The sequence below is a fragment of the Frigidibacter sp. RF13 genome, assembly GCF_026626305.1.
Taxonomy (GTDB): Bacteria; Pseudomonadota; Alphaproteobacteria; order Rhodobacterales; family Rhodobacteraceae; genus TMP-24.
Genome location: NZ_JAPNUE010000001.1, coordinates 189,979 through 212,655, shown reverse-complemented (window position 1 = coordinate 212,655; position 22,677 = coordinate 189,979). Strand labels below are relative to the sequence as shown.

20 protein-coding genes, 1 tRNA gene and 1 pseudogene are annotated in these 22,677 nt (G+C 63.6%); 9 read left to right on the top strand and 13 right to left on the bottom strand.

Annotation, left to right across the window (positions count from 1 at the left end; translation table 11 throughout):
* Positions 1 to 400 precede the first annotated feature (400 nt).
* Positions 401 to 559: a hypothetical protein gene (locus OU426_RS01020; protein WP_267631984.1), complete on the top strand. Its 159-nt coding sequence runs from the start codon at positions 401 to 403 to the stop codon at positions 557 to 559.
* Here OU426_RS01020 and OU426_RS01015 read toward each other — a convergent pair.
* A complete protein-coding gene (locus OU426_RS01015) occupies positions 543 to 743 on the bottom strand; it encodes a hypothetical protein (RefSeq protein ID WP_267631983.1) in 201 nt (66 codons plus the stop codon). The genes OU426_RS01020 and OU426_RS01015 overlap by 17 nt on opposite strands.
* A gap of 140 nt (positions 744 to 883) precedes the next feature.
* Positions 884 to 2,521 carry an ArnT family glycosyltransferase gene (locus tag OU426_RS01010; RefSeq protein ID WP_267631982.1) on the bottom strand — a complete coding sequence of 546 codons (1,638 nt, stop codon included), beginning with the start codon at positions 2,519 to 2,521 and terminating at the stop codon, positions 884 to 886.
* Between the two features lie 223 nt (positions 2,522 to 2,744).
* On the opposite strand from OU426_RS01010, the gene OU426_RS01005 reads away from it, so the two are divergent.
* Complete coding sequence (locus OU426_RS01005; RefSeq protein ID WP_267631981.1) at positions 2,745 to 5,171, top strand: GcvT family protein; 2,427 nt, start codon at positions 2,745 to 2,747, stop codon at positions 5,169 to 5,171.
* Positions 5,172 to 5,224: 53 nt separating this feature from the next.
* Entirely contained in the window at positions 5,225 to 5,824 is a 600-nt protein-coding gene (locus OU426_RS01000; RefSeq protein ID WP_324289789.1) for a nucleotidyltransferase family protein, read from the top strand.
* Between the two features lie 3 nt (positions 5,825 to 5,827).
* Here OU426_RS01000 and OU426_RS00995 read toward each other — a convergent pair whose 3' ends face one another.
* The 5 genes from OU426_RS00995 to ypfJ all read right to left on the bottom strand — a co-directional run bounded on the left by OU426_RS00995 (position 5,828) and on the right by ypfJ (position 11,846).
* Complete coding sequence (locus OU426_RS00995; protein ID WP_267631978.1) at positions 5,828 to 8,701, bottom strand: Hint domain-containing protein; 2,874 nt, start codon at positions 8,699 to 8,701, stop codon at positions 5,828 to 5,830.
* A gap of 290 nt (positions 8,702 to 8,991) precedes the next feature.
* Positions 8,992 to 9,672, bottom strand: a complete 681-nt coding sequence (locus OU426_RS00990) for a Hint domain-containing protein (RefSeq protein WP_267631977.1) — start codon at positions 9,670 to 9,672, stop codon at positions 8,992 to 8,994.
* A gap of 239 nt (positions 9,673 to 9,911) precedes the next feature.
* Complete coding sequence (locus tag OU426_RS00985) at positions 9,912 to 10,439, bottom strand: Hint domain-containing protein (protein WP_267631975.1); 528 nt, start codon at positions 10,437 to 10,439, stop codon at positions 9,912 to 9,914.
* 414 nt (positions 10,440 to 10,853) lie between these two features.
* Positions 10,854 to 10,937: transfer RNA gene (locus tag OU426_RS00980), tRNA-Leu, on the bottom strand.
* A gap of 54 nt (positions 10,938 to 10,991) precedes the next feature.
* Positions 10,992 to 11,846: a KPN_02809 family neutral zinc metallopeptidase gene (gene ypfJ / locus OU426_RS00975; protein WP_267631973.1), complete on the bottom strand. Its 855-nt coding sequence runs from the start codon at positions 11,844 to 11,846 to the stop codon at positions 10,992 to 10,994.
* A gap of 140 nt (positions 11,847 to 11,986) precedes the next feature.
* Between ypfJ and OU426_RS00970 the strand changes: the two genes are divergently transcribed.
* On the top strand, positions 11,987 to 12,577 hold the full coding sequence (locus tag OU426_RS00970) for a YqaA family protein (RefSeq protein WP_267631972.1): 591 nt from the start codon (positions 11,987 to 11,989) through the stop codon (positions 12,575 to 12,577).
* Complete coding sequence (locus tag OU426_RS00965) at positions 12,574 to 13,038, top strand: disulfide bond formation protein B (protein ID WP_267631970.1); 465 nt, start codon at positions 12,574 to 12,576, stop codon at positions 13,036 to 13,038. The genes OU426_RS00970 and OU426_RS00965 overlap by 4 nt, the downstream gene beginning before the upstream one ends.
* Here OU426_RS00965 and OU426_RS00960 read toward each other — a convergent pair.
* A complete protein-coding gene (locus OU426_RS00960) occupies positions 13,035 to 13,466 on the bottom strand; it encodes an Lrp/AsnC family transcriptional regulator (protein WP_267632884.1) in 432 nt (143 codons plus the stop codon). The genes OU426_RS00965 and OU426_RS00960 overlap by 4 nt on opposite strands.
* 112 nt (positions 13,467 to 13,578) lie before the next feature.
* Between OU426_RS00960 and rocF the strand changes: the two genes are divergently transcribed.
* Together rocF and ocd are read left to right on the top strand one after the other, a co-directional pair.
* Positions 13,579 to 14,502 (top strand): arginase, encoded by a 924-nt coding sequence (gene rocF / locus OU426_RS00955; RefSeq protein ID WP_267631969.1) that lies wholly within the window; start codon positions 13,579 to 13,581, stop codon positions 14,500 to 14,502.
* 1 nt (position 14,503) lies between these two features.
* Positions 14,504 to 15,571 (top strand): ornithine cyclodeaminase, encoded by a 1,068-nt coding sequence (ocd, locus tag OU426_RS00950; protein ID WP_267631967.1) that lies wholly within the window; start codon positions 14,504 to 14,506, stop codon positions 15,569 to 15,571.
* Positions 15,572 to 15,625: 54 nt separating this feature from the next.
* On the opposite strand, the gene gluQRS is transcribed toward ocd, so the two are convergent.
* The 4 genes from gluQRS to gyrA form a co-directional block, all read right to left on the bottom strand.
* Positions 15,626 to 16,480 (bottom strand): tRNA glutamyl-Q(34) synthetase GluQRS, encoded by an 855-nt coding sequence (gene gluQRS / locus OU426_RS00945; RefSeq protein WP_267631965.1) that lies wholly within the window; start codon positions 16,478 to 16,480, stop codon positions 15,626 to 15,628.
* On the bottom strand, positions 16,468 to 17,799 hold the full coding sequence (trmFO, locus tag OU426_RS00940) for a methylenetetrahydrofolate--tRNA-(uracil(54)-C(5))-methyltransferase (FADH(2)-oxidizing) TrmFO (RefSeq protein WP_267631964.1): 1,332 nt from the start codon (positions 17,797 to 17,799) through the stop codon (positions 16,468 to 16,470). Before trmFO ends, gluQRS begins: the two co-directional genes overlap by 13 nt.
* 38 nt (positions 17,800 to 17,837) lie before the next feature.
* Entirely contained in the window at positions 17,838 to 18,041 is a 204-nt protein-coding gene (locus OU426_RS00935; RefSeq protein WP_267631963.1) for a hypothetical protein, read from the bottom strand.
* A gap of 149 nt (positions 18,042 to 18,190) precedes the next feature.
* Positions 18,191 to 20,917, bottom strand: a complete 2,727-nt coding sequence (gyrA, locus tag OU426_RS00930) for a DNA gyrase subunit A (protein WP_420712558.1) — start codon at positions 20,915 to 20,917, stop codon at positions 18,191 to 18,193.
* Positions 20,918 to 21,106: 189 nt separating this feature from the next.
* Here gyrA and OU426_RS00925 point away from each other — a divergent pair.
* Positions 21,107 to 21,388: pseudogene (locus OU426_RS00925) on the top strand (usg protein).
* 6 nt (positions 21,389 to 21,394) lie between these two features.
* Here the strand turns inward: OU426_RS00925 and hisI are convergent.
* The gene (gene hisI / locus OU426_RS00920) at positions 21,395 to 21,757 is read right to left on the bottom strand and encodes a phosphoribosyl-AMP cyclohydrolase (protein WP_267631961.1); all 363 of its coding nucleotides are present in this window, start codon (positions 21,755 to 21,757) and stop codon (positions 21,395 to 21,397) included.
* Between the two features lie 90 nt (positions 21,758 to 21,847).
* Between hisI and OU426_RS00915 the strand changes: the two genes are divergently transcribed.
* Positions 21,848 to 22,282 (top strand): iron-sulfur cluster assembly scaffold protein, encoded by a 435-nt coding sequence (locus OU426_RS00915; RefSeq protein ID WP_267631960.1) that lies wholly within the window; start codon positions 21,848 to 21,850, stop codon positions 22,280 to 22,282.
* Positions 22,283 to 22,677 lie beyond the last annotated feature (395 nt).

Here is a 22,677-nt window from a genome sequence, read left to right as displayed (position 1 = left end):
CAAGCGCGGTTCGAAGGTTGGGCAGCGGATGTCGGCTGCCGCCTGCTGATCGGGATCGAGATTGTACCCGATACCGAGATGATCGCCGCCTATCGCGGCGCGCTTTCGGGCGAGCTTGGCGGCGAAGCCACGCTGACCCAGGCCTACCGGCCCAACTTGGTTCTGACGCTGCGCGATGACGTCATCACCTTCACCCGGGCAGCGACCAGCCCGCGCATCCGCATCCCGATCCGCGCCTGCTTCTGTCCACTTCGGGCAGCACCGGCGATCCCAAACATGTGCGGCTGTCGGAAGAGAATATCGACAACAACGCCCGGGCCGCGGCGATTCGCTCGCCCATCTTCACCTCACGCTCGCCATCGAGGACCGGCTCGGCCATGCGCCGCCCGACTGGGACCGGTTGAGCGCGGCGGAGCTCGACCGGATAGCGCAAGCGCGCGCAGCGCACGACCGCCCTGCCCCGCAGCCCGCCGACCCGGCGGTGATCGCACGGCTCGGCGCGATCACCTGTGTCATCCTCTTCCATCTCAATCTCTGGCCGATCATCGGCAGCGCATGACGACCGCCAGCGTCTGTTTGCTGTCGTGCTTCTGGTACTGGCGCTCGCGGCCTTCCCGATACGTCAGCCCGGCTTCCTGACGATCATGGCCGTCGGAGCCGCGCTTATCTGCCTGCCGATTGCCATCAGCCTGCCTGCCTGCACCAGTAGGTTCCTGCGGCGGGCGGTCCCGGCCGCTTTTCATCTATCTGGTCCATCATGGCGTCGACTGGGTCTTCAAGGTTGCGAGCCCGGCCTATGACCGGATCGGGCCTTTCGCTTCCTCGCTCCTCGTACTCGCGATATGTCTTGGCCTCGGCATGGCGCTCGATACGGCCCACCGCTTCATCGAGAGAGCAGCACTGCGGCTCCTGCAAGGGCGGCGGAACCGGACGGTGGAGACACCTTGATATGCGGAGCGGACGCCGCGATGGCGCGGGCCGACCATATGCCCAGTTCAACGCCGTCGTAGCGCAGGCTGCGCTCGGGCGCGACCTCGACCGCAACGCCCTCAACCGGCCCGAAGAGAACACCTGCGGGCGTCGCGGCGGCCCAATGTTCGATGGCCACCCGGTCGGAAAGCGTCGGGATGGCTCTGATGGCGCGGCCCGCGAAATTCAGCTGCGCCTCATATTTGGCACCCGTCACGGCCCAGGGTCCGTTACCGCTTTGCACAAGCGCCTGCCGCAAGACCTCGCTGTCATACTCCCGGAACATGCCGCCCGAAGCCGCCACAAGATAGAGAACCGCCACCAGACCGAACCCGAGGCTCGCCTGCCCCGCCACAAATCCCAGCCGGGCAGAGAGCGGTCCGAGCAGGAGAATGAGTAGCCCGACCAGCGCCCATTGCCCTGCCGACAAAAGGTCGGGCAGAAACCGCGCCGTGAGGCCGCCAAGGTCCAGAAGCGCCAAAGAGAGGATCGCCAGACCTGCGATCAGACAAAGCCAGGAGGCCGCAGACGCAACAGGTCTTCGCCCATCGGCAAGCATCCGCGCCGTCAGAAGGGCGGCGGCGGGCAGTTCGGGGACCAGATAATGCGCTTGCTTGCTGGCGGTCAGCGAGAAAAGCACAAAGGCTCCCGCGAACCACGTAAGGCAAAGCCTGAGGCCCGGGTCTCCGGATCCGGCAGCGTCGGCGAGCCCTTTCCAGAAAGGGCGTGACAGGCTCCAGGGGAAGAGCAGGACCGGCAGGACGACAAGGAAGAACCAGAACGGACGATCATGCGCGAGGCCACCGCCCAGCCGGCCTGCCGACTGGCGCCACAGAAGCTCGTGGCGAAAGTCGGGGGTCGCGGTCAAGAGAGCGGGCACCAGCCACAAAAGCGCGCCCAGCGCCAGAACCAGAAATGCGAGCCCGAGACCCAGGCCGAACCGCCGCGCGCCGATCCGTTCGACGGCCCACCAGCGGAAGAACAGAAGCGGTGCGGCGAGATGAAGCAATATGACCGGCCCCTTGGCATAGAACCCAAAGGTGAACGCCAGACCCAGCCCTGCCCATGACCGCCAGCCGCCCTGCCCCTCGATACCGATCCGCCAGAGCTGGCGGAGCGACAGAAGGACGGCAAGCCCGAGCATCGTGTCGAACATTGTCGCGCCCCCGAAGAGCAGAAAACCCAGCGTATTGCCGAGGATGATAGCGTTGTCGCGCGGAACCGACGGCTGGTCGCGCCAGAGCCGCGCGGCGAGGGCTGCGCTTGCGCCGATCATCGCCACCGCGAAGGCGGGACCCACCAGCCGCGCGGCAAACTCGTTCACGCCGGTGACCATCCAGACAAGGTTGATCAGCCAGAACAGCAGCGGCGGCTTGTCGGCATACGGTGCGAAATTCCGGGTCAGGTGAAACGGATCGCCCGACAGATGTATCTCCCATGCCACGGCGAGATAGCGGGTCTCGTCGACCGGCAAGAGGGGTCGTGCCCAGACAAGAAGCGCGAGCAGGAGGAAGTAGAGGCCCAGAAGCGGGCCAAGGGTCAGGCGAGACAAGCGCGCATCCGATCATGCAGGGAAGTGCTGGCCGAGCGCTACGCCCGCCCCGCTGCGGGCTCAATCAACCTTGGTTGTAGGCCATCGATCTGCCCGCCATCGCCGCGACCCAGCGCGAGCTCCGGGCTCACGACCGGGCGTATGCGACACATTTTGTCGAAAAGTGACATGCCACTGAACAGGGAGCCGCAAAGATGACTGAAGGGTCCAGCGGGAGCGCATCATGAAGGAACATGTACAGGTCGTCGTCATCGGTGGCGGCGTCGTCGGCTGTTCGGTTCTCTATCACCTGACGAAATACGGCTGGAAAGACGTGATGCTGATCGAGCGCTCGACACTCACGTCCGGCTCCACCTGGCATGCGGCGGGCGGGTTCCACACGCTGAACGGCGACACGAACATGGCGGCGCTGCAGGGCTACACGATCCAGCTTTACAAGGAGCTCGAGAAGATCACCGGCATGTCCTGCGGGCTTCACCATGTGGGCGGCATCACGCTCGCTGACAATATGGCCCGGTTCGAGATGCTGAAGGCGGAGCGCGCCAAGCACCGTTATATGGGGCTGCACACCGAAATCCTAGGGCCAGAAGAGGTCGCGAAATTCACCGACGGCATGGTGAATACCGACGGGATCATCGGCGCGCTCTACGATCCTTTGGACGGCCACCTCGACCCCTCGGGCACCACGCATGCTTACGCCCGCGCCGCTAAGATGGGCGGGGCCGAGATCGTCGAGCATAACAAAGTCATGGAAACCAACCCGCGTGCCGATGGAAGCTGGGATGTCGTGACCGAGAAGGGCACGATCCATGCCGAGCATGTGGTGAACGCCGGTGGTCTCTGGGCGCGCGAAGTGGGGGCGATGGCGGGCGTCTATCTGCCACTTCTGCCGATGGCGCATCAGTATCTGGTGACGGACGACATCCCCGAGATCATGGATATCTTGAAATCGGGCCGCGAGTTTCCGCACGTGATGGATCCCGGCGGCGAAAGCTATCTGCGGCAGGAAGGGCGCGGTCTTTGCATCGGTTTCTATGAAAAACCCTGCGAACCCTGGTCGGTCGACGGCACGCCCTGGAATTTTGGGCACGAGCTTCTGAACGAACAGTTCGACAAGATCGAGGATTCTGTCGCCTTCGCCTACCGCCGCTTCCCGGTGCTGGAGCGCACAGGCGTCAAGCGCGTGATCCACGGCCCATTCACCTTTGCGCCTGACGGCAACCCGCTGATCGGGCCGGTGCCGGGCCTCAGGAACTACTGGTCCGCTTGCGCGGTCATGGCCGGTTTCAGCCAAGGTGGCGGCATGGGTAAGTCGCTCGCCGAATGGATGATCCATGGCGAGACGGAATGCGATCCGCGCGGCTTCGACGTAGCGCGTTTCGGCAAATGGACGACTCCGGGCTATACGGTGCCGAAGGTCATCGAAAACTACCAGATGCGCTTCTCGGTTAGCTATCCGAACGAGGAACGCCCCGCCGCCCGGCCCTTCCGCACCACGCCGATGTACGACATCTTCGACCAGATGGGCGCGGTCTGGGGTCAGCAATATGGCCTTGAAGTCCCGAACTATTTCGCCGCCGAGGGCGAGCCGCGCTACGAGACACCGACCTTCAAACGCTCGAACGCCTTCGAGGCGACACGGCGCGAAGTCTTTGCCGTACGCGAGGCGGTGGGCATCAACGAGGTGCAGAATTTCGGCAAGTTCCGCGTGAAGGGACCGAATGCCCGGGCGTGGCTCGACCGGATCATGGCGGGCGCGATCCCGAAACCCGGCCGCCTGTCGCTGACACCGATGCTCAGCCCCAAGGGCAAGATCATCGGTGATTTCACCGTGACTTGCTTGTCGGAGACTGAATTCCAGATCACCGGCAGCTATGGTGCGCAGGACCAGCATCTGCGCTGGTTCGAAAAAAACCTTGATCCCGGCGTGACGGTCGAGAATGTCTCGGACCGCGTCACCGGCTTCCAGATCGCCGGCCCGAACGCGCGGGAGCTCTTGCAGCGCGTGACCCGCGCGGATGTCTCGGGCGAGAACTTCAAGTTCATGGACGCCCGTCAGATCACGGTCGGCATGGTCGACTGCCTCGTGCAGCGTGTCAGCTACACTGGCGACCTTGGCTATGAAATCTTCTGCGATTTCATGAAGGAGCGCAGCCTCTGGCACACGCTTTGGACCGCCGGGCAGGATCTTAGGCTAAAACCCTTCGGCATGCGGGCGATGATGTCCCTGCGCCTCGACAAATGGTTCGGCAGCTGGACGCGCGAATTCAGCCCGGACTATTTCCCCGGCGAAACCGGCATCGACCGCTTCATCCGCTGGAACAAGCCGGTCGAGTGGATCGGCAAGGCGCCCGCCTTGGCCGAGAAGGCCGCGGGCCCCAAGCGCAGGCTTTGCTGCTTTGTCATCGAGGCGGCCGATGCCGATGTCGTGGGTTACGAGCCCCTCTGGGTCGGCGACAAGGTCGTGGGTTTCTGCACCTCGGGCGGCTATTCGCACTGGACCGGGCAGTCGGTCGCGCAGGCCTTCGTGCCGGTCGAGCTGATCCGTGACGGGCTTGAGGGCGAGATCGAGATCCTCGGCGAGCGGCGCAAGGCGCGGCTGGTGACCCAGCCGCTCTGGGACGCCGACGGCGCACGGATGCGCGGCTGAGGCGAATTAACCTCGTTCTTGACGAAACGCGTTCATCGTCCTTCAATCGGACAATGGCTGCGATGCTGACAATCCTCGTTCCCGCGGCTGGGGCGTCCTCCCGGATGCGGGGGCGTGACAAGCTGATGGAACGGATCGGTTCCGAGACCGTGCTGGCGCGGACGGCGCGGCTCGCGCGCAGGGCGGCCCCACATGTGGTGGTAACGATCCCGGACGGCGGGCCATACTCCGCCCCGCGCGCGGCGATCCTGCGCGGCACAGGCGCCGAAGTGATCGCCATTTCCGACTATCACGACGGTCTGTCGGCCTCGATCCGCGCGGGCGCACAGGCGGCGGCGATGTCGGAAGGCTTGATGATCCTTCTGCCCGACATGCCCGAGATCACCGGCGACGACGTCGCGCAGGTCATCGCCGCCTTCGGCCGCGACCCGTCACATGCAGCGCGCGGTGCGGGCGCTGATGGAACGCCGGGTCATCCGGTAATCCTGCCGCGCCGTCTTTTCGCTGAGCTGAGCGTGCTGACCGGCGATCATGGCGCGCGCAAGCTTCTGGAAGGATTACCGGTCCAACTCGTGCCCTTGCCCGGCCGCCATGCCCTGACCGACCTCGATACACCGGAAGACTGGGACAATTGGCAGGCACCGCCTGGCTAGCCCTCACGCGTCGGTCAGCACCCGCGCCTCATGCGCCTTGAGGCTGACACGAGCCGCCCCGTAGGCCTCCCAGGCGGCGTCGCCCGCAAGTTCCGGGAAAAGCGCGAAAATCTCGCAGCGCTGCGCATCATCTATGCCCGCGAGCGTTGCTGCGCCCGGTTGGAAGCTCTCGGTCCAGAGACCTTCGGACACTACAATCTCGTGCTGCCGGAACAGCATGTGGAAATAAGTCACGCCCAGATCGGGTGCCATCCTCTCGATCCCGGGCAGACCGCAAAGATGGCTCGCGGCGACAAGAACCTCTGTCTCGCCCGCGATCAACTCGGCACGGCTGCCGCTGATCAGGATGCGGTGCTGCGGCGAGACGGCAAGTGCGCGCTCTGGCGCGAGCCGCCCAAGCGCCCCTGCCTCGATCCGGATCGGCGCGAGCTGTGGCTGGATCAAGAGGTCGAGCGCACTAAGCGTCCTGCTGCCGATCCACAGGACCGGCTGATAGCCACTGTCACGCGTCAGCACGAGGTCGCCCGCGACGATATCCTCGATCGCGACCGAACCGCGTATCGTCTCGATCAGGGTCCCGGCGGCGAAACAGGGGATGATCTTCTCGATATTCGAGAAGGTCAGCGAGCCGATGATATTCCCGAGACCATCCAGGAACTGGACGGTCCCGGCCTCGTCATTGCCCCCCGCATAGAGGACGTTGGTCGTGGCCTTGGTCCAACCCGATCCGAACAGATCGAGCACATCGATCTCGTTCGAGGGCGTATCTTCGGACCCGTCGATGACATCGCCGATCCCGACCCCGGTGAAGAGATCCGAGCCGAGCCCGCCGGTCAGCACATCGGCCCCGGCGCCGCCGTTCAGCGTGTCATTGCCATCGCCACCGAAGAGCGAATCGTTGCCGTCATCGCCGGAAAGCGAATCCGCGCCCCCCTCGCCGAAGATCTGATCGTCATTGGCGCCGCCGAAGACCGTGTCCGCGCCATCGCCGGTAAAGATCGTGTCGTTACCCGTGCCGCCATAGACGAGGTTAGCGCCGGTCTGGATACTGCCGATCGTATCGTCGATGAAATCCGCGCCGTCGCCGCCGAAGACCGTATCATCGCCCGCGCCGAAGAGGATCGTGTCGTTGCCGCCGCCACCATCGACCGAGTCTGTGTCGGCGCCACTATCGATAGAATCATCGCCGAGCCCGCCGAAGATCGTATCAAGACCGATGCCGCCTATGACCGTGTCGTTGCCGTCACCGCCAGAGATCGAATCGTTGCCGTCACCGCCGTCGATCGAATCCGCCTCGGTGCCGCCGTCTATCGTATCGTTGCCAGTGCCCCCGAAGATCGTATCGAGGCCCGCACCGCCAATGATACTGTCGTCACCGACGCCGCCGAAGATGGAATCGTTGCCGACGCCGCCGTCGATCGTGTCATTGCCTGCGGTCTGGGGAATTGTGGTGAAATGGACGTCGCTGACCCAGAGCGACTGGCTCGATGTGCCGACGTTGGCATAGATGATCTCTATCCGTGCGACCGGTCCGGCAATGCTGACGAGCGCGGACCCGTCGGGGGAACTGGCGCTGTCAGCGGTATTCGCCGCGGTGATCGTATTGCCAGAGAGCGAGTCATTGCCGCTCAGCGTGATGGTGACCGGGATCAGATTGCCGTTCGCGTCATAGGCATTGACGGTGACTATATCCTGCCAGTTGCCGCTGCTGGCATCGATATCATTCAGCCGGAACTGGACGTCACTGACCGCGTCAGTCACGCCGCTGCCGGCCGAGGCGGCAAAGTCGATATTGGTTGTCGAGGTCGTACCGGTGCCTGTGCCGGTCATGTTCAGGTTGGACGTCGCGCTCATCGGCTCGCCGGCGCCGATGAAGACCGTGTCGGTCGATTCTACGGTCTGGGTCGAAGCGAGGCCCGTCGTGACGAAACTGACCCGGACATCCATGAGGCCGGTGTCTTGCACGAAGCCGTTCGTTATGCTGGCCTCGTCCGCGCCGGCGAGGCTCCATTGCAGCGCCTCGGTGGTGGCGCTTGCGGCTGTTGGGTCATCGCCATAGATGACATCGTTCCCGTCGCCGCCGGAGATCGAATCCGATCCGCCGCCGCCGAGGATCGTGTCGTCGCCAAGCCCGCCCAGCACCGTGTCATTGCCGGAACCCGCGTCCACACTGTCGGCGCCGTCGCCCGCATCGATCGAATCCGCGCCATCGCCGCCGGAAATCGTATCAAGCCCGGCGCCACCGAAGATCGTATCGGCGCCAACGCCGCCCGAGACGGAGTCATTGTCGGCACCAGCATCGATGGAATCGTTGCCGAACCCACCGTCGATCGTATCCGCGCCGATGCCACCGAACAGACTGTCATTGCCGCCGAGCCCCGCGAGGCTGTCGGCGCCGCTGCCACCGACCAGGCTGTCGCCAGTGTTCGATCCGATCAGCGTATCGTCGAAGGCGCTGCCGACGATTGCCTCGACCCCGGTGATCGTGTCACCCGCCGCGTCGCCGCCGCCATGAATGCCGGAACTGAGGTTGACCGAGACGGCCGCGCCCGAGGCGCTGTAATCAGCGGTATCGAACCCGGCGCCGCCATCGAGGAGGTCGCCGTTCGCACCGCCGACCAGTGTGTCATCGTCGTTTCCGCCAAAAAGCGAGTCGCTGCCGGTCCCGCCGATCAGGCTGTCGTTGCCATCCTCGCCCAAAAGCGAGTCATTGCCGGCCCCGCCGTCGATCGTGTCATTTCCGGTGCCGGCGAAGACAGTTTCGTTGCCACGATTTGCGCCGAAGGAATCGTTGCCACCGAACAGGCTGACGAGATCGCTTCCGTTGGTACCGGAGAGCGTTGTGTCATTACCCGCAGTGCCGAGGATCGTCGCCATGAGGACTAGTCGTCTGTTCTCTCCGCCCGGAACCGCCCGTTCGATAGCAGAGCGGCTGTCGAACGCCACCGCTCCGAAGGGTCAATGCCGTCTAAATTGGCTATTAATAAGGCTGAAGCCCGAAACACCGTGCCGTAATACCACCCCCACTCACTACCCAGTCACGAGATACAGGCACCTGTCAGTCTGAAATATCAGCTTTGGCCCGCTTAGAGCAGCAAAAAGCCGGAAAACGCCAGATAGATGTCTGGCGTTACCCGAGGGACACAGGATGTAGCGGTGGGTCCCGGTCAGGCCGCGACGCTGACCTTGCTTTCGGCATCCGCCGCCTTTGCGGGCGCGGCGCCTGCACCGACGGCCGGCGTCGAGGTCACGGCGACCTCTGCACGCGCGTGGGCGAGCGTCTCGCACCACAGGCCGGAAACGTTCACAAGTGCCGGCTGGTCGAGGCCGATCTGGATGTAAGTCACATTGTGGAAGGCGCCGCGCTCGACACCTGCGGTGCCGACATAGCGCTTCGCCTGAACGATCTGGATGCCAAGACCGTCAGCACTGGCACTGGCGATGCCATGCTCCGGCGACAGGATGATCTGACGCGCTGGCAGTCCATGGCCAAGCGCGCCGGCCTCGATCACGACGGGACGCAGGAGCGGGATCAGGCCAAGCGCACGCCAACCGAACTGGCGACGACCGATCCGGCGCACCGTCTGAAGGCCGTGGTCACGGGTCATCACCCGGTCGCCCACTTTGAGAAGCTTCGCGGCAACCGGCCCACGGTCGGTCAGAATCTCGCTCTCCGGGGTGAAACAGGGGGCGGCGTCGATATAGTCGGCGACATCGCTCGCCTGACCGTCGCGTCCCTTGGCCTCGACCAGCCGCTCCTCACCCACTGCGCCCTCAAGGCGCGTTTCGGTGAGGCAGGAAATCTGATCCGCCGTGTCTACCTCAATCTGAAAAAAAGCGTGCTTCATTGACCTTTAACCTTCTACTCAAAATCACATAGGACACCGGGGCAGACCGCCCGGCATCGGAACCGTCAGATCGAAGACCGAACCGCGACGCGGCCACGTTGCGGCATCGCCGCAAACACCGGGGCCGAAAGCCCCAGAAGACCGCAGGACAGAAGAACCAGAACCGTCATCATTCGCAACTCCTCGACCTTACTCGTTACCGGCAGCCCAAAATCGGACCACCGTTCCATCCCCACGCCTCAGATACCGTCCTGACGCGCCACAACCGTTTCGCTGTCCTGCCCCGAGGCAAACAGCTCCAGATATTCCTCAGTTTGCGCCGCGCGCGGTACATCGCCCTGCCGCTCGGCAAGTTGAAAGGCCTCGACCCAGATACCGTTGGCGAGGATCACCTCGTCGCGGTCGAAGCCGATATGAACGTAACGGACGCCCAGAACCGAGCAGGTGCGAATGGCGTGACCGTCGGTCATCTCGCCCGCCGCCACCAGCTGGTCGCGGTCTGCCGTCTGGGTCAGAATGCGCAGCGACGGGCTGACCAGCAGCTCCCGCTCCGGTAGCCCGCGCGAGACGGCGCCGACCGTGACGAGAACCGGCTGCATCTGCGGCGCCGAGCCAAGCTGGCCGTAATCGAAGTCACGACGGCGCACCGAACGTACGGTCTGCAATCCGTCATCGCGGGTCACGACACGGTCACCTGGAACAAGCTGTTCCACCGGCTTTTCGCCCCTGAGTGTCGTGATGAGTGTTCCTGAGGTCAGACAAGGCAATGTCGCGGTTCCAACACAAGCGGCCAACAATCACACAGGCCAGTTACAAAATCCCCGGAGGGTCATCTGAAAGAGCGTAGAGAATTTATACTTACGAATAGGTTACTTATTCCATCCGAATTGTGGCGGAATTTGGGCATCCGCCCACACACCCTTGTGACGTAGCGTCACGTGAAGACCCGACATTATTTCCACTCGAACAACAAAAGATCGCAGAACGGCGGGCTCGCGGCCCGTGAGCCGTCGTCATGGGGCGTTGCCGCCGCATTTCGTCGCCAAAACCCCAACAATGACGACAACAGCCTGCCGGTTCACAGATGGTTAGCGCAGTCATCGAAGCTCACGCGAGGCTACCAGCGAGCGCCGGGAACGGCCCATGTCGCCGTCACCGGTCCACGCGATTCGCTGGAAATCTGGTGCCCGAGGCGAGACTCGAACTCGCATACCTTGCGGCGACGGATTTTGAATCCGCTGCGTCTACCATTCCGCCACTCGGGCCACCGGGATGACCCTTAGCCGCCTCGGGAGACGCTTTCAAGCGCCATTCAGGGTTCAGGGTGCGCTCGCCGAAAATGTATCGCAGGCACGGATCGTGCCCTGCTGATAACCGGTCGCGAGCCATTGCTGGCGCTGCTCGGACGAACCGTGGGTAAAGCTGTCGGGCATCGGGCGCTGGCCCGCGTTGCGCTGCAGCGTATCGTCGCCGATCTGGGCCGCCGCATTCACCGCCTCCTGGATATCGCCCTGTTCAAGCGTCCCAAGCTGCTCGGCCGCATAACGCGCCCAGACGCCCGAGAAACAGTCGGCCTGCAGCTCGACTCTGACAGAAATCGCATTGCTGTCGGCTTCGCTCGATTGCTTGCGGATCTGGGTGGTCTTCTCAAGGATACCCAGTTGATCCTGCACCGCATGGCCGATCTCATGCGCCACGACATAGGCGGCGGCGAAATCACCCTTGGCGCCTAGGCGCTGGGACAGCGTGGCGAAGAAATCGGTATCGAGATAGACCTTCTTGTCGAGCGGACAATAGAAAGGCCCGGTCATGGACGAGGCGCCGCCGCAACCCGACTGGGTGCCGCCCTTGAACAGAACAAGCGTCACCGGCTGATAGGCGCGGCCAAGCTCCTGTTCGAAGATCTGGCTCCAGATCGCCTCGGTATCGACAAGCGTGACCGAAACGAACTGCGCTGCGCGCTCGTCGGCTTCGGTGACCTCGCCGCCGCCGGTGCCGCCGATCTGCTGGGCGCCCATCCCCTGCTGAAGCACCGCGATCGGATCGCCGCCAAGCGCCCAGACCAGCAGCGCCACGACCACAAGGCCGAGCCCGCCGCCGCCGATGGCGCCCCCGGCCGACATGCGCCGCCGATCCTCGATGTTCGCGCTGCCGCGCCGACCCTGCCACTTCATGACCTACCCCCTAAATGAACCGCCCCACCTACAGGTGCTGGCGGAAAGTTTATCCGACCAGTCACGCCCGCGAAAGCCCTGCCTCTTGACGTGACCCGCCGCGCCGTGGCCAATGGCGCCCAACGCAAACCAGAGGCCGCATGTTCCGAAAACTTTATGACTGGACGCTGGCCTGGGCACGGTCGCGGCACGCGACCACGGCGCTTGGCACCATCTCCTTCGTCGAAAGTTCGGTCTTTCCGATCCCGGCGGACGTTCTGTTCATCCCGATGTGTGCCGCCCGGCCCGACCGCGCCATGCGGCTTGCCTTCATCGCCAGCGTGACCTCGGTCCTTGGCGGGATCTTCGGCTGGTTCATCGGCTATTTCGCGTTCGAATGGCTCGCGCGACCGCTTTTGGAATTCTACCATAAGCTCGACACGTTCGAGGCGATGCGCGCCGATGTGGCCGGTTCCACATGGCTGATCCTCGTGCTGCTCGTGACGTCCGGCCTTGCCCATCTGCCGCCGATGAAGGTGGTGACGATCCTTTCGGGAGTCGTCGGCTTCAGCCTGCCTTTGTTCATCCTGTCGGCCATCGTAGCGCGCGGCGGGCGCTTCTATGCTCTTGCCTGGCTGCTGCGCCGGTATGGCGAACCGATCCTCGCCTTCATCGAACGGCGGCTGACCCTGATTGTCGCCGTCGTGATCGCCCTGCTTGTCCTTCTTTACTTCGGGCTCAAGACTCTATGACATCCCAGCAACGCACCGCCATCCTTCTCGCCGCCGGGGGCTCGCTTGCGCTTCTCGCCGGGGCCTTCATTTTTCAGGCCTTCGGCTATGCGCCCTGCAAGCTCTGCATCTGGCAGCGCTGGCCGCATGTGGCGGCGATCGTGATTGGTGTGCTTTGCCTGGCAACGCGGCGCGCCGGGCTGGCCTGGTTCGGCGCGCTGGCTGCCTTGGCAACCGCCGGGGTCGGCCTCTATCACACCGGGGTCGAACGCGGGTTCTGGGTCGGGCCGACCACCTGCACCTCGGGCGATGTCGGCGGACTGTCGGCCGACGATCTGATGAACCAGATCCTCGCGGCGCCGCTCATCCGCTGCGACGAGGTTGCCTGGCAACTTCTCGGACTGTCGATGGCTTCCTGGAACGCGATCCTGTCGCTCGGCCTCGCCGCGATCTGGGTCTGGGCGGCTACGCGGCGCGCCTAACGCCGACCGGGCCGCTTGGTCGAGAGAAGCAGGTTGGTCTCGCTCGCCAGCACGCCCTCATAGCCGCGCACCTTCAGAATCAGCGCGTCCAGCTCTTCCAGCGTCCTTGTTCCAAGTTCGCACACAAGGTCCCAGCGGCCATTGGTCGAATGGACCGCCTGTACCTCGGGCAGGCCAAGCATCCGCGCGGTGATCCGTTCCTGCCCCCGGCCCTCGATGGCGATCATCATCAGACCACGCACCGGCGAGGCGCTGACATCGCCGCGCGTCAGCACGGTGAAGCCGATGATCTCTCCCCGTGCCTGCAGCCTTTCCAATCGCGCCCGGACCGTCGCGCGCGCCAGTCCGAGCCGGTCAGCCAAGTCCGACAGGGCCGCACGACCGTCGCGTCTGAGTTCCGCTACCAGCCGCTGATCGGTATCGTCCAAATCGGTCATTCTTCCCGCCATTTCGAACAAAGCTTCGCTCAATCCGACAATAATTCGCTTTCAGACTTACGCAAGAGGGCGGCATCATGGCGGAAATGACCAAGGACTGACCATGAAGAACTGCATTCTTATCGGCGCCCCCATCGACAGCGGCCAGAAACGCGCGGGCTGCCTGATGGGCCCCGCCGCCTACCGCGTAGCGGGCCTCGGCCCTTCGATCACCGATCTCGGCCACGAGGTCGCTGACTGGGGCGATGTCGCGCTGCCGAGGCTCGCGCCGGTCAGTTGCCCGAACCCCGCCGTCCATTCGCTGGCCGAAACCGTGGGCTGGACTGCGGCGCTTGCCGACCGCACCGAAGAGGCGCTGGCAACCGGCGCCTTCCCGATCATCATGGGCGGCGACCATTCTCTGGCGCTTGGCACGGTCTCCGGAGCGTCGCGCCATGCGCGGACCGAAGGCCGCCCGCTCTTCGTCCTCTGGCTTGACGCCCATTCCGACATCCACACGCCGCTCACCACCCAGTCGGGCAACCTGCATGGCACGCCGGTTGCCTATATCGCTGGTCACACCGGTTTCGACGCCTTCCCGCCCTTCCCCGATCCTGTGCCGGAAGATCGGATCTGCCTCTATGGCATCCGTTCGGTCGATCCAGCGGAACATGCCTCGCTTCTGAAAAGCGATATGGTCATCTGCGACATGCGCGTGCTTGACGAACGCGGCATTGTCGCGCCCCTGCGCGAGTTCCTCGAACGGGTGCGGGCCGAGAACGGCATGCTGCATGTCTCGCTCGACGTCGATTTCCTCGACCCGTCGATCGCGCCCGCCGTCGGCACCACGGTTCCGGGCGGCACCACCTTCCGCGAGGCGCATCTGGTGATGGAGCTTCTGCACGAAAGCGGCCTTGTCACCTCGCTCGACCTTGTCGAGCTGAACCCCTTCCTCGACGAACGTGGCCGGACCGCGAAACTGATGGTGGAGCTTGTGGGCTCTCTCATGGGCCGCAAGGTCTTCGACCGGCCGACGCGGAGCTACTGAGATGATGAAGCAGAACCTCAATATCGTCCCTTTCGTCAGCGTCGACAATATGATGCGGCTCGTCCTTCACCTCGGCGTCGAGAAGGTGATGAAGGATATCGCCGACGAGATCGAGGCCGATTTCCGCCGCTGGCCCTTGTTTGACAAGACGCCGCGCGTGGCCTCCCATTCCGACGTCGGCGTGATCGAACTGATGCCGACCTCGGACGGCGAGATGTACGGGTTCAAGTATGTGAACGGCCATCCGAAGAACATGAAGGAAGGTCTGCAAACCGTTACAGCCTTTGGGCTTCTCGCCGACGTCAACACCGGCTACCCGGTTCTGCTGACCGAGATGACAATCCTGACGGCGCTGCGGACGGCCGCCATGTCGGCCCTTGCGGCCAAATGGCTCGCACCCGAGGGGTCCACGGTGATGGCGCTTATCGGCAATGGCGCGCAGGCGGAGTTTCAGGCGCTGGCCTTCCAGGCCATCTGTGGGGTCAATGAGGTCCGCCTCTACGACATCGACCCGGCGGCAACGATGAAGTGCGCCAAGAACCTAGGCGGCTCGGGCCTGAAGGTCGTGTCCTGCAAGAGCGCCGAAGACGCGATCCTCGGGGCTCACATCATCACCACCGTGACCGCAGACAAGCAGTATGCGACGATCCTCACGGACAATATGGTGGGCTCGGGTGTTCATATCAACGCGGTCGGCGGCGATTGCCCGGGCAAGACCGAGTTGCACAAGGATATCCTCCTAAGATCCGATATCTTCGTGGAATATCCCGCCCAGACGAGGATTGAGGGCGAGATACAGCAACTGGCCGAGGACTATCCGGTGAAGGAGCTGTGGCAGGTGATGACTGGCGCGATCCGGGGCCGCGAAGACGCTCGCGCGATCACGCTTTTCGATTCCGTCGGCTTCGCGATCGAGGATTTCTCGGCACTCCGCTATGTGCTCGGGCAGCTGAAGGCCCTGCCGAAGAGCCTCAAGTTCAGTGAAGACCTCGACATGATCGCCGACCCGGACGATCCGCGCGATCTGTTCGGAATGCTACTGCGCAAGAAGGCGGCGCAGGCGGCGTGAAGGGCGAGGGCTCTGCTCTCGCGCTCCCGGGATATTTGATCCACAGTGAAAGGATCAGATAAGGCCGACCATCCGCCGGATATCGGCAGGGGTAGCGCCCTCGTCTCGATATGTGCGGATCGCGCGGGCATCGTCGCGCTTGGCCAGACGCTTGCCCGCCTCGTCACGGATCAGGCGGTGGTGGTGATAGACGGGCGTCGGCAAGCCAAGCAGGCGCTGCAACAGCACGTGGATCGCCGTGGCCTCGAACAAGTCCTCGCCGCGCGTCACATGAGTGACGCCCTGCGCGGCATCATCGACCACGACCGACAGATGGTAGGACGTGCCCATGTCGCGGCGGGCTAGCACCACATCGCCGATGCTTTCGACGAGATCGGTCGGGGCGATCGATATCGTGCCGCCCTCGCCGCTTGGTCCGGCGCCCTCTTCGTAAAAGGTGACCGCCGCCCGGACGGCACCCGCCATATCAAGGCGCAGGGCGCCTGAGGGCAATACCGTGCCGCGCGGACGGGTCCGGCAGGTACCCGGATACACCAGCCCGTCGGGACCAAAGCGTGGTGCGGCGCCTTCCTGCGGTGCGCTTGACGCCTCTTCGATGTCGCGCCGGGAACAGGTGCATTCGTAAAGCAGGCCGGTCGACCAGAGGCGCGCGAGAGCATCGCGGTAAAAATCAAGTCTGTCGGACTGGCGGACGACCGGCCTTTCCCAGGCGAGGCCCAGCCAGGTGAGGTCATCATAGATCGCTTCCTCCCACTTGGGACGCGCCCGCGCGCGGTCGATATCCTCGATCCGCAGGAGGAAACGCCCGCCCGCGGCCCGCGCCATGTCATGGGCGAGGATCGCGGAATAGGCATGGCCGAGGTGCAGAGGCCCGGTGGGCGATGGCGCGAAGCGGGTTACGACAGCCATTCGGTGAAGGCTGCCTTCGCGCGGTCGGTATAGGCCTTGTAGCGGTCCTTGCGGCCCTTGCGGCCGCCCTTGGCGTCGATGGGCGGGAAGAGGCCGAAATTCACGTTCATCGGCTGGAAGGTCTTTGCTTCCGCGCCGCCGGTGATGTGATGGATGAGCGATCCCATCGCGGTTTCGGGCGGCGGTGGCGCGAGGTCTTGCCCCAGAATTTCCGCCGCAGCCATCCGGCCCGCCAGAAGCCCCATGGCAGCGCTTTCGACATAGCCCTCGACGCCGGTGATCTGACCGGCAAAGCGGATGTTAGGCCGGGATTTCAGCCGCATGCGGTCATCAAGAAGTGTCGGCGAGTTGATGAACGTATTGCGGTGGATGCCGCCGAGGCGGGCGAACGAGGCATTCTCCAGCGCCGGAATCTTGCGGAAAACATCCACTTGCGCGCCGTACTTCATCTTGGTCTGGAAACCCACGATATTGTAGAGCGTCCCCAGAGCATTATCGCGCCGCAGCTGTACGACCGCGTAGGGTTTCTGTTCCGGCGTGTGTGCATTCGTCAGCCCCACCGGTTTCATCGGCCCGTGGCGCAGGGTCTCGCGTCCGCGTTCGGCCATCACCTCGATGGGCAGGCAGCCGTCGAAATAGCCAGCCGTTTCGCCCTCGTGAAACTGGGTATTGTCGGCAGCGAGAAGCGCGTCGATGAAGGCCTCGTACTGATCCTTGTCCATCGGGCAGTTCATATAGGCGGTCTGTTCCTCGAGGGTCTCGCCCTTGTCATAGCGCGATTGCATCCAGGCAACCGACATGTCGACCGTCTCGGCATAGACGATGGGGGCAATGGCATCGAAGAAGGCGAGCGCGTCGCTGCCGGTCTCGGCGGCGATGGCCTGACCCAGACGCGAGGAGGTCAGCGGGCCGGTCGCAATGATCCAGGATCCGCTTGAGGGAAGTTCGGTAACTTCCTCTTCTGAAACGGAAATGTTCGGATGAGATCGCAACTGTTCGGTGACGCTTTCGGCGAAAGGGTCGCGATCCACCGCCAGCGCGCCGCCTGCCGGCAAGCGGTGGCGCGTGGCCATTTCCATGATCAGCCCGCTCGCCGCGCGCATTTCCCAATGCAGAAGCCCGACCGCATTGCGTTCGTCATCGTCGGAGCGGAAGGAATTGGAACAGACCATCTCGGCGAAATGGCCGGTGCGATGGGCAAAGGTGCCGACCTTGGGGCGCATTTCATGAATGCAGACCCGGATCCCCATGTTGGCGGCCTGCCAGGCGGCCTCGGAGCCTGCCATGCCGCCGCCGACGATATTCAATTGCGCGTCCATACGCGCGGATTAGACCATGAGGTCGGGGAAGAAAAGCCTCAGAACCCGACTTCGATATCGAGATCGTCGAGGTAGCCACGGGCGCGGACATCGCCGGGCACGGGCCCTGCGAGCTTGCGGGGCGCCGGTCCGGTCACCGTCCGCTCGGAGCGCGCCGCGAAGAACGTCGTCAGGAACCGGCGCAGCGCGCCTTCTTCCCGTTTGGTTTCGCCAATGCGACCCGCGAGATCGGTATATGCCATGACCTTCCCCTTCTAGCTGGGGACGGCGCCCTTCCCGAGATCACCGTCCGACATGCCCAGTCTTGAATGTGAGTCTGGCGGCAGTAGGTTAAGAATGTGTCAAAATCGGCATGTCTTCGTGACGGCCAATCGGGTCGAAGGAAGGCGGATCACTCCGCCTCTTCCTCCGCGCCCTCGCCCGCGACATGGGCGACCGAGACCACTTCCTCGTCCGTGCCCGTGTCAAAGACCTTGACCCCGCCCGCCGAGCGCGAGCGGAAGGAAATCCCCTCGACTGGGCAGCGGATCGACTGGCCTGTGGAGGTGACAAGCATCACCTGATCGTCGCCCTCGACCGGGAAGCAGGCAATGAGCCGCCCGCCGCGCGAGCCCTGGCTGATCGCCTTCACCCCCTGGCCGCCACGACCACGCACCGGGTAATCATGCGAGGAGGTAAGCTTGCCAAGGCCCGAGGCGGTGACGGTCAGGATCAGATCCTCGGCCGCCGACATCTGAGCATAGCGTTCGGGCGACAACTGGCCGCCCTCGACCGCCTCTTCCTCGTCATCCTCGACCTCGTCCTCAAGCGCGCCGGCCATCAGGCGGCGCTGCTTGAGATAGGCGGCGCGTTCGGCCGGATCGGCCTCGAAATGGCGGATGACCGACATCGATACCACGCTGTCGCCCGCCGCAAGGCGAATGCCACGCACACCGGTCGAATCGCGGCCCTTGAAGACGCGCACCTCGGTCGTCGGGAAGCGGATCGCGCGGCCCATCTCGGTCACCAGCATCACATCGTCATTCTCGTCGCATATGCGCGCATTCACGAGGCTCACGCCCTCGGGCAATTTCATCGCGATCTTGCCGTTGCGCATCACATTGGTGAAATCAGACAAAGCATTGCGGCGCACGTCGCCTTCAGAGGTGGCAAAGAAGATCTGCAGATCGTCCCACTCCTCCTCCGGCACATCCACGGGCATCAGCGCGGCAATGGTCACGCCCTGCACGATCGGCAGGATATTGACGATCGCCTTGCCCTTGGCATTGCGGCCCGCAAGCGGCAGGCGCCAGGTCTTCAGCTTGTAGACCATGCCGTCGGTGGTGAAGAACAGAAGCTGCGTATGGGTGTTCGCGACGAAAAGCGTCGTGACCACATCGTCTTCCTTGGTCTGCATCGAGGCAAGGCCCTTGCCGCCCCGGCGCTGTGCGCGGAACTCGGCGAGCGGCGTGCGCTTGATGTAGCCGCCCGAGGTGATGGTGACGACCATATCCTCACGCTCGATCAGGTCTTCGTCTTCCAGATCGCCCGCCCAATCGACGATCTCGGTCCGGCGCGGTTCGGCGAAGGCGGCCCGCACTTCGCGCAACTCGTTTCCGATGATCTCCATGATCCGGTCGCGCGAGCCGAGAATGGCGAGGTAATCCTTGATCTTCGCCGCAAGCTCTTCCAGCTCGTCCGTCACTTCCTTGACGCCGATCGCGGTCAGCCGTTGCAGGCGCAGGTCAAGAATGGCGCGGGCCTGAATCTCCGACAGGTTATAGGTCCCGTCCTCGTTCATCTTGTGGGTCGGGTCGTCGATCAGCCGGATATAGGGCGCGATGTCATGGGCGGGCCAGCGCCGGGTCATCAGCCGTTCGCGCGCCTCGGCCGGATCGGCGGAGGAACGGATGGTCTGCACCACCTCATCGACGTTCGACACAGCGACCGCCAGGCCGCACAGGATATGGCTGCGTTCGCGGGCCTTCCTCAGTTCAAACGCGGTGCGGCGTGCGACAACTTCTTCGCGGAAGCTGATGAAATTGGTGAGAAAATCCCTCAGCGTCAGCTGTTCCGGTCGACCGCCGTTCAGCGCAAGCATGTTGCAGCCGAACGAGGTCTGCAGGGGCGTGAATCGGAACAGCTGGTTCAGCACCACCTCCGCCGTCGCGTCGCGCTTCAGTTCGATGACGACGCGCACGCCCACCCGGTCAGATTCGTCCTGCACATGGGCGATGCCCTCGATCTTCTTGTCGCGCACCAGTTCCGCGATCTTCTCGATCATCGTCGCCTTGTTCACCTGATAGGGGATCTCGTCCACCACGATGGCGAAACGGTCCTTGCGGATCTCCTCGACCCGGGTTTTCGACCGGATGATGACCGAGCCGCGGCCCTCCAGATAGGCCTTCCGCGCCCCCGAACGGCCAAGGATCAGCCCGCCTGTCGGAAAATCCGGCGCCGGGATGATCTCCATCAGCGCTTCCATGGAAAGGTCGGGGTTGTCGATCAGGGCAAGCGTGCCGTCGATGACCTCGCCGAGGTTGTGGGGCGGGATATTCGTCGCCATGCCGACGGCGATGCCGCCAGCGCCATTGACCAGCATGTTCGGGAAGCGGGCCGGCAGCACGGTCGGCTCCCGGTCCTTGCCGTCGTAATTGTCCTGAAAATCGACCGTCTCCTTCTCGATATCGTCGAGAAGCGAGGCCGCCACTTTCTCCATCCGGACCTCGGTATAGCGCATGGCGGCGGGGTTATCGCCATCCATCGAACCAAAGTTGCCCTGCCCGTCCAAGAGCGGCACAGACATGGAAAAATCCTGCGCCATGCGGACGAGCGCATCATAGATCGCCGCGTCGCCATGGGGGTGATATTTCCCCATCACGTCGCCCACCGGACGCGCCGATTTGCGGTAGGGTTTGTCGTGCGTATTGCCGGTTTCATACATCGCATAAAGGATGCGGCGATGGACCGGTTTCAGCCCGTCGCGCAGATCGGGGATCGCGCGGCTCACGATCACGCTCATCGCGTAATCGAGATAGGCGGTCTTCATCTCCTCCTCGATCGCGACCGAGGGTCCGGCATGGAACATGCGGGGGTGAGATTCTTCAGCGTTTTCAGGAACTTCCGGTTCGTCGGTCACGTGACTGCCCAGGCCTTTTTCTGTCTAGATATTGTTGTCAGGCACTATACTTCATCCCATCTCTGGGGTGCAAGGCGCGCGGGCGCGCGCGAGGCACCATCCCGCCGGATTCCTGCCAAGGTTTTGATTTCATTTGAAAGTAACCTTCTGCCATTATCCTATCGGGAAAGGCGCGCGAAGGAGGGTTCGATGCGTGCAGCGGGACCGGCGGCGGAAACCGAACTGATGCTCAAAGGCTATGGGCTGACCACGGCGGAACTTTACTACCGGATGCCGGACCATCGCCATGTGCTGAACAGCTTCATCTGGCAGGAATATGATCTCGCGCCGGACTACCCGGAGCTCTTCCACTTCATCGAATTCTAGCAGGAAAAGATCGACGGGCCGCTGCATTCGGTGCGCTTTACCCATCGCAGGCTCATTCGTCCGGGCGACTGGCAGAATGTGACGGGGGAGTTTTACCTGAACTGAGGCCGGTCAGTGCGCCTCAGGCGCCATCAGTTCGACCTCTGCCCCATCCTGCACCGCCGTGTAAAAGCAGGTCCGACGGTTGGTATGGCAGGCCGGACCGGTCTGCTCGACCCGCACCAGAAGGCAATCGCGGTCACAATCGACGCGCAGTTCGACCAGCCTCTGCACATGGCCGGAACTTTCGCCCTTCACCCAGAAAGACTGCCGCGAGCGCGACCAGTAGGTGACGCGCCCGGTCTCCAGCGTCCGGCTCACCGCATCCGCATTCATCCAGGCGAGCATCAGAACCTCGCCCGAGGCATGGTCCTGCGCGATCACCGGCAAAAGCCCGGAAGCGTCGAAGCGTAGTGTGGTCGCGTCAAATAGCATCTTCGTCTCGTTGATTTCCCAGAACCGGCCTCTATCTTTAGGGCCAAACCGCAGGGGCGGCAATTCAGGGGCGGCAATTCGGGCGGGGCCATGAGCGAGACCGATCTCATCAAACTCTATTCGCAGCGCATCCTGGCGCTCGCGGCCGACATTCCCCATGCCGAACGTCTCGACCATCCCGACGCGTCGGCCATGCGCCGCTCGCCGCTCTGCGGTTCAACCGTCACCGTCGATCTGGGGCTGAAGGATGGCCGCATCACCCGCTTTGGCCAGGATGTGAAGGCCTGTGCGCTTGGCCAGGCTTCGGCCGCGATTGCCGGCGCACAGATGGTCGGGCGGACCGAGGCAGAAGTGCTGAAGGCGCGCGACGAACTGAAGGCGATGTTGAAGGAGATGGGCCCCGTCCCTACCCCGCCTTTCGATGGCTACGAGGTGCTGACACCCGCGCGCGACTATGCCAACCGCCATGCCTCGATCCTGCTGGTGTTGGAGGCAACCGTCGACGCTTTTTCAAAGACTCACTGATCCCCACGTTCTGTCCACAAATACTCCGGGAGGGTGCGGGAGGGCGGCGCCCTCCCGCTCTTCAAGAAAAAACCGCCGTGTCCCGGCAGGGACACGGCGGCAGTCTGCGGTTACCGGGGACGGGGCCGACTGGGGATCGGCCCGGGGGGTATCACTGCGGGACAGGCAGGCCCCCGGGGAAGACCGCTTGGGCAGGGTCAGATCAGATCGGGCAGGTGGAGACCGACGATCAGCATGGCGATCAGCGAGGCAAGCCCCGCCGCATCGATCAGCATGGTTTCGTGAGAGCGGGAAAAGGCGGCTTTCAGGTCACGCATCGGTTCCTCCATCATTGTTGCCCTTTTGTTCTCACATGGATCAGCTGATGTAAAGAACTTTTTAAGAACATTCGCGAA

Coding starts and splice junctions, on each gene's coding strand:
- OU426_RS01015 (WP_267631983.1), bottom strand. CDS start 743: ATGAAAAGCGGCCGGGACCGCCCGCCGCAGGAACCTACTGGTGCAGGC.
- OU426_RS01005 (WP_267631981.1), top strand. CDS start 2,745: ATGAAGGAACATGTACAGGTCGTCGTCATCGGTGGCGGCGTCGTCGGC.
- OU426_RS01000 (WP_324289789.1), top strand. CDS start 5,225: ATGGCTGCGATGCTGACAATCCTCGTTCCCGCGGCTGGGGCGTCCTCC.
- OU426_RS00995 (WP_267631978.1), bottom strand. CDS start 8,701: ATGGCGACGATCCTCGGCACTGCGGGTAATGACACAACGCTCTCCGGT.
- OU426_RS00990 (WP_267631977.1), bottom strand. CDS start 9,672: ATGAAGCACGCTTTTTTTCAGATTGAGGTAGACACGGCGGATCAGATT.
- ypfJ (WP_267631973.1), bottom strand. CDS start 11,846: ATGAAGTGGCAGGGTCGGCGCGGCAGCGCGAACATCGAGGATCGGCGG.
- OU426_RS00970 (WP_267631972.1), top strand. CDS start 11,987: ATGTTCCGAAAACTTTATGACTGGACGCTGGCCTGGGCACGGTCGCGG.
- OU426_RS00965 (WP_267631970.1), top strand. CDS start 12,574: ATGACATCCCAGCAACGCACCGCCATCCTTCTCGCCGCCGGGGGCTCG.
- rocF (WP_267631969.1), top strand. CDS start 13,579: ATGAAGAACTGCATTCTTATCGGCGCCCCCATCGACAGCGGCCAGAAA.
- ocd (WP_267631967.1), top strand. CDS start 14,504: ATGATGAAGCAGAACCTCAATATCGTCCCTTTCGTCAGCGTCGACAAT.
- gluQRS (WP_267631965.1), bottom strand. CDS start 16,480: ATGGCTGTCGTAACCCGCTTCGCGCCATCGCCCACCGGGCCTCTGCAC.
- trmFO (WP_267631964.1), bottom strand. CDS start 17,799: ATGGACGCGCAATTGAATATCGTCGGCGGCGGCATGGCAGGCTCCGAG.
- OU426_RS00935 (WP_267631963.1), bottom strand. CDS start 18,041: ATGGCATATACCGATCTCGCGGGTCGCATTGGCGAAACCAAACGGGAA.
- hisI (WP_267631961.1), bottom strand. CDS start 21,757: ATGCTATTTGACGCGACCACACTACGCTTCGACGCTTCCGGGCTTTTG.
- OU426_RS00915 (WP_267631960.1), top strand. CDS start 21,848: ATGAGCGAGACCGATCTCATCAAACTCTATTCGCAGCGCATCCTGGCG.